Genomic DNA, 5,986 nt, shown 5'->3' on the forward strand with positions numbered 1-5,986 from the left:
CTTGGGAATCAAGAAACCGCCAGAAGTCCTTCGGATGGGCTGAGGACCTACATACACGCCGGGAAGGCGCACTTCGAGCTAACCGCCCGAAGTGTATCGTCTTTCCGGCTTTTCTGTGACTAGGTGGTGTCAAACTCGGGCCTCAGCCCGCGGAAGAGGCCCCCGGAACGAAAAAACGGGTTACCGGCCGGTCCGGTAACCCGTCGCGATCGTCTTGGTGCCGAAGAGAGGACTCGAACCTCCACGGGCTTGCGCCCACCAGATCCTGAATCTGGCGCGTCTACCAGTTCCGCCACTTCGGCACGGGAGGCGTTAGATACCACGCAGGGCGGCCGAGCGTCAAGCGCCGGTGAGCCCGTCCGAGGGGGCTCGCTACGCGACCTCCTCGAGGCACGTCAACAGGTCCTCCTCCCGGACGACGAGCGCCGACGTGGGACGGAGCACGTCCTTCGCCAGATCCGCCTTGGATGCGATGACCTCGGCGAGGCGGCGCTCCACGGTCACGAACCGCGGGTCGTGGACGATCGGGTAATACACGTGCACGGGCTTTTTCTGCCCGATACGGTGCACGCGGTCGGTGGCCTGGTTTTCCTTGGCGGGGTTCCACGGCCGCGTGTAGTGGACGACGTGGTTCGCGGCCGTGATGTTGAGGCCGATGCCCGCGACCTGGTGGCCGAGGATGAGCACGTTGAATCCGGGCTTCGCGGAAAAGATGTCGATCACCGCCTGTCGGTTGCCGGTGAGGTCCCCGTTCACGATGTCGGGCCAGACGCCGAACCGCTCCCGTACGGCGTCCCGAAGCGCGCGTTGTACGGCCTTGAAGTCCGTGAAGATCAGGGCCTTTTCGCCCTTCTCCCGGATCTCTTCGAGGATCTTCAACGTTTCGGACAGCTTCGGGCACACGTCCGGGGCCGACCCGGCGAAGCGGGGATCCTCCGCGGACGGATGGGCGCACAACCGGATCAGCCGCCCGATGGCCGCCAGGGCCGCACCCTTGCCGCCGCTTCGGCCTTCCCGGGCGATGCGGCGGTAGAGTTCCAGCTGCACCTCGCTCAGGGGGGCCGGTCGCTCGTGGAGGTGCTTCGGCGGAAGGTCGTCGAAGATTTCCTCTTTGAGCCTCCGCAGGTAGTGGCCCCGAAGCCGGTCGAGGAGTTCCCGCACCTTGCGCTCGCGCTCGTGTCCGTCCCCTTGCGCGATGGGGCGCTCGTACTCGGTTCGGAACTCACGCCAACTTCCCAGGAGGCCGGGCTGGACGAAATCCAGTATGCACCAAAACTCCACAAGCCCGTTTTCGACGGGGGTTCCCGTCAGCGCGACCCGGTGCCGCGACTTCATCGCCTTCAGGGCGCTGGTGCGCTGGGCCGTGGGGTTTTTTACGTACTGCGCCTCGTCGCACACCACGAGGTTCCAGTCCACGGTCGCGAGGCAGGCTTGGTCCCGACGCAGCGTTTCGTAGGTCGTCAAGACGATGTCGTAGGCGTCGTAGATTTTCGGGTGGAAGCCCCAGAAGCCGGGGCGATGGCGCGTGACCCTAAGGGTCCCTCCTCCGAATCGTTCGATTTCCCGCTCCCAGTTTTCCAGAAGGGTCTTGGGAACCACAACGAGGTGGGGCCCCGTTTCGCCCTGCTCCTTGAGGCGCAGGACGTGGCTGATGACCTGGATCGTTTTGCCGAGCCCCATGTCGTCGGCCAGGAGTCCTCCGTACCTTCGCTCGCCGAGGCGGGCCATCCATCGGTATCCTACGAGTTGGTGGGGATACAGATCCGCGCGGAGCCCATGGGGCGGAGGGATCTCCGGAAGGTCCTGGGGAAGGGGCGACTCCTCGAGGCTCTCGAGGGACTTCGGATCGATGAATTCCAGGAGCTCCAGGTTCTCGTAGATTTCGAGGACCGTTCCCGCCGGGATGCGAACCGTTCCCTCGCCGGTTTGGGGAAGCTTTCCGAGCGTGTCGAGGAATTTGGTCGCTTCCTCGGGTGACACGCGGATCCACCCGTCACCCCATCGCTGAAACTCCTCCCCGGTTTCCTGGGCTCGCTTCGCGAGTTCCGCGTAGGTTTCCGGAGAGAGGGGGCTCTCACCGGGAGCGGACGGCTCTTCGCCGGCCGGGCTCCAGTCCTCCACCTCGATCCCCGGGACGCCCTCGAACCAACCACCGGTCGATCGGCGCACGTGGACGTACGGCCTCGAGTTGTACACGCGGGTTCGGATGCCCTTCACCCGTTCGCTAAACAGCGACAGGTCGAACCCTTCGGGCACGATCTGCTCCGGGTTCGTGAGGAGCCGGGGGACGTCGGCCCCCCGGACCTTGCCCCCGGGCGGGAGGCTCTTCACGGCGGAGCGGACCTGCTCGCCCAACACCAATCGCTGTCGCCGCCCAGCGGGTGCGGGGCGGGTGAACACCGCCCGATCTGGATTGGCGAGGAGGGCTTCGCCGTCGACCGCCGGAAAGGTTCCCCTCCCGCCCACGACCGGGAGCAGAGTGACCTCCTCGGGGCCGTCCTCCCGGAGGTCCAATCCCACTTCGTCGGCGAACTCGTACTCCTCCGATTCCAGGTACCCGTCCAGGGTCGCCCCGGCCTGCCGCGCGGCGTGTCGCACCCGTGCCAGGTAGGCCATCCGCTCCTCGAGGGAGCTTCCTTCGGGCGGGTTCGCCGCTTCGTCTAACACCCGAGCCTGTTCCGGCACGAGGGGCACGATCCGGTCGGGGCCCAGCACGAACACCGATCCGATGCGCTTTGCCTCCCCGTCCCTCAGGATTCCGGCCCCCGGGTGGTGGACCTCGGCCACGATCCGAAACGAGGGATCCACGACGCTTCCCACGCTGCGGCAGCGCAGGGCGAAGGGCCGGGGGACCGGCCACCCCAACGCCTCGAACACGGGCCGGTCCTCCTCCCCCAGCGTTCGAAACGCCTCGTAGGACACCGTCCAGCGGTTTGGGCCCCGCTCCGCCACGAGCCCTTCGGTCCAAAGCTCTTCCAGGGCGGTCCACGCCAGGCCCTGGCCCATCAGCCGGGAGAGCACGTCCGGGGGATTGGCGGACAGGGGGAGGCGAACCGTTTCCGTCCCCGACCAGCGCAGCTCCGCACCGTCCCTCGTGAACCGGCTCCGGAATCGGCGAAGAAGATTGCCGAGCAAAGCGGTCATGTGTTCCTGCCGATGAGGTGGTCGATGAGGTACTTGGCCCACGGCCGCCAGTCACTCGCGTGGATGATCCGGCCGTCGCCTCCACGGTAACCCCAATGCCCTCTGAGGGTCCTGCGCCTGTCCTTGAAGGCTTCCGGTCGGGTGAGTCGCTCCGCCCGTGCCCAGTACGACCGGAACACGTCCTTGGGGTAGAGGTACGCCGCGTTCCCGATCTGCTTGAACTCGATCACGCCGAACCCCCCGAAATCGAGCATGAAACCCTGGCCATCGAGAATCAGCCGCACGTCCCGCACATTCCCTTCCTGCACATAGTGCTTCCAGAACTCCGCTCGCTCCCCCTCAAAGAAGCTCACCACCTCCCGGGTCAGGAGCCAGCGCCGGAACGCCTCTCTTACGGAGGCGGGGAGCGGTTCCCAGAAAGGATCCTGATGCCGAAGCCGGGACTCCGGGGTGGCCGGTTCTCCAAAAGAGTCGAGCACCCATTCCAAGATCGCCTCCGCCCACTCCCCCGGTCCGGGGATCGTGACCAGGTAGTGGCGCCCGAAGCGGACCCGATCCTCGAGCCCCCATCCGCCCCGGATCAGCCGGTCCTCGAGGACCCCGGGGGGGTGGGCGAGCAGCGCGTTGCGGGTGCCCTCAGCGAGGAGCCAGCGCCACGCTTCCCTCCAAAACCCGCCCCCCTCCTCGGCGGAGACCCCGGCCCGGCCCAGATACGCGTCGAAGGGTTCCCGGCGCGGGTCGGCCTCGTATGTCGCGAGCGCGCCCTGGGCGAGCCGGGGGTGCGCGAACCACGCCATGGCCCACGCCGACTCCGGCCACGCCCTCCGAACGGTTTCGGACCCCAGGGTCTCGACGAGCGCCCGCAGAAGGGCTTCCAATAAATCGTGGGGGTAATCGCGAAGGAGGTGGCGCCAGGCGGCCACGAGAAAGCGTTCCCGAGGCCTGCGGCGTACCACGTCCGCTGCCTTTTCCGCGACCTCGCCCTCGCGGTCCGCCAGAACGATCTGGAAACATCCGGCCACGTCCCGGGGCGTAATGTCCGCCGCCAGGCCCGGGAGGTCCGCCCACGGAGTTTGGGCGAGGCGGGCCCGGAGTCGGTCTAGGACCTGGGGATCGGCCTCCCCGCTTTCGGGCCCCTCCCGGGGGTGCTCCCTCCGGACCACGGCCAGGGCCTCCAGGGTACGGCCGGGGCGAAACGAGAACTTCATCTGCGGGCCTTGTAGATCTGCTCCAGGATCTTCCCGAACTCGGCCAGAATCTCGGCATCCTTGAGCCGCACCGTGATCTCGACCCGACGGGCTGCCGGGCACTCGTCCTGCTCGCAGGGGGGCGAGGCCTCCTCGAACCGGGTGTCGGCGTATCCTGCGGTTACGGCCTTTTCCTTGAGGAACTGCCAGTGCTCCTCCAGCGCGGGTTCCGCCAGGAGATACGCGAGCACCGCGCCCGCCCGGTCCCGGGATATTTGGGGATTCGCCTGGTTCAGGTCCTTTCGGTCCGTGTGCCCGGCGATCTCGACCGTATCCACGAACTCCTGAAGCTCCGGCTTGCGCCGGACCACGTTGAGGTAAATCGGCACCACCTCACGCAGCAGCGCCTTCCCCTCCTCCCCCAACTGGGTGTTGTTGAAGGCGAACTGCAGGCGGTCGCTCTGGATGATGAGGGCCCCGGTGTTGCAGTCCACCCGGACCCCTTCCATCGTCTGGAGTTGGGGGTCGGAACACAGCTCGGAGACCAACTCTTTCCAGCGGTCCACCTTCTCCGTGGTTTTCACGAGGCGCGATCCGATGCTGAGCATGGTCATCGCCGTGGTGAGGGCGAACACGAGGAGCACGCCCGCCATGAGGTCGCTGTACGACGCCCAGAACGAGTCGGCCGGGGACGGGCCGGGGCCGACGGCCCACGGATCGGAACGGCGGCTTCTCAGGATCATCGCCGTCCCAGGATTCTACCGAACAGCCCGCGGGGCTTTCTGACGGGCGTTTCCCCCTTTTTCTGCGCCCCTCCGGCAGCGGGCTGCGGGGCTTCGGGGGGGCTTTCCTTGGGCCGCCTCCCACTTTTCTCGAGCAACTCAGCGACCCTCTGCGTGTTCTGGTGAATCGCGTTCATGTGCTGCGCCGCGTTCCGTACGGCTTCTTGGAACCCATTTCGGAGGTCCGCCACGTGTAGGGTCACTGCGGTCGCGGTTTCACGGATCTCCCTCCCGAGTCGTTCCGCCAGAAGCCGTACCTCCTCGCCGTCGTTTCGTGCGCCAACGGTCGAGACCGCGCCCGCAGCAGGCTGCGCCCCAAGTTCCTTAAGCCACGAGACGGCGTTCTCGGCCTTTTCGACCAGGGCATCCAGGCGAAGTCGGACGTCGCGGAGGTCTCCGCAGAGGGCGTCCAACATCCGCTCGGAGGCCTCCCGAAGGGCCCCCGTGCTCTGCTCGGCGCGGACCCCCAACGCCGTGAGGGCCTCGGTGAGGCGAGAAAGCTCCGCGCGCGTGTTTTCCCAGCTTTCAAAAGCCGCGCGCTCGGCCCTGTTCGACCACGACTCCAGCCCCTGGAGGTGGCGCCCCAGGATCTCTCCAGCCCGATCGGGCCACTCGAGAACCGATCCCACGTGCTGCCCTGCCGCCTCGGCCGCGCGGGTCAACGCGGCTGCCACGTCGGAAAGCTCCTCCCGTAGCGGTCCGCTTAGGTCCGCGGCTACGCTTCGCGAGACTTCCACGGCCGATGCAAGGGCTTGGGTTTCCCTGGCCATGTCGTCCACGTTGCGGCTCAGGGCCGAGAGGGTGCCGGGGAGTTCCTCCATGACCTCCTGCCACTCGTGGAGCGTTCCGCTGAAGCGCCGGATCGCCTCGGCC

General features: G+C 67.1%; 4 protein-coding genes and 1 tRNA gene. All 5 read right to left on the minus strand.

Annotated elements, in window-relative coordinates; translation table 11 throughout:
* Positions 1-215: 215 nt before the first annotated feature.
* A tRNA-Leu gene (locus tag ACY0I8_RS15410) sits at positions 216-302 on the minus strand.
* A 70-nt stretch (positions 303-372) separates the two neighbouring features.
* Positions 373-3,144, minus strand: a complete 2,772-nt coding sequence (locus ACY0I8_RS15415; RefSeq protein ID WP_461395443.1) for a DEAD/DEAH box helicase — start codon at positions 3,142-3,144, stop codon at positions 373-375.
* Positions 3,141-4,352: a hypothetical protein gene (locus ACY0I8_RS15420; RefSeq protein ID WP_461395444.1), complete on the minus strand. Its 1,212-nt coding sequence runs from the start codon at positions 4,350-4,352 to the stop codon at positions 3,141-3,143. Before ACY0I8_RS15420 ends, ACY0I8_RS15415 begins: the two co-directional genes overlap by 4 nt.
* Complete coding sequence (locus ACY0I8_RS15425; RefSeq protein WP_461395445.1) at positions 4,349-5,074, minus strand: OmpA/MotB family protein; 726 nt, start codon at positions 5,072-5,074, stop codon at positions 4,349-4,351. Before ACY0I8_RS15425 ends, ACY0I8_RS15420 begins: the two co-directional genes overlap by 4 nt.
* A partial coding sequence (locus ACY0I8_RS15430) for a hypothetical protein (RefSeq protein WP_461395446.1) occupies positions 5,071-5,986 on the minus strand: 916 nt, incomplete at its 5' end. The genes ACY0I8_RS15430 and ACY0I8_RS15425, both read right to left, overlap by 4 nt.

The organism is Deferrisoma sp., assembly GCF_054681715.1.